This window comes from Agrilactobacillus composti DSM 18527 = JCM 14202 (assembly GCF_001436375.1).
GTDB classification, from domain to species: Bacteria; Bacillota; Bacilli; order Lactobacillales; family Lactobacillaceae; genus Agrilactobacillus; species Agrilactobacillus composti.
Window position 1 is genome coordinate 1 of sequence record NZ_AZGA01000071.1, and the last position, 258, is coordinate 258.

The following is a 258-nucleotide window of genomic DNA, read 5'->3' on the forward strand; positions in this document are numbered from 1 at the left end:
CCGAAGTTCCTTCGGAGTCAGGCCGTTATTTTTTACAGTTCTTCGTTTTGTCGCAAAGTAAGTCAAACCCGCTTGAATATATTCTGCCAGCTCTTCTAAGGTCTCAAAACGCTTTGGACGTTGATCCAGCCACTCAGTCTTAAACTGTGCCCAAAATGATTCCATCACCGCATTATCACTTGGTGTCCCGGGCCTGGACATACTTTGTCCGCTTGATTTGTCGCGCAGATAATTTCTAAATTCATTTGAGGTATAGGC

General features: G+C 44.6%; 1 protein-coding gene. It reads right to left on the reverse strand.

Going from position 1 to position 258, the window contains the following annotated elements; genetic code table 11:
- The coding region (locus FC83_RS12275) for an integrase core domain-containing protein (protein ID WP_156405599.1) at positions 1-258 on the reverse strand (258 nt) is incomplete at both ends.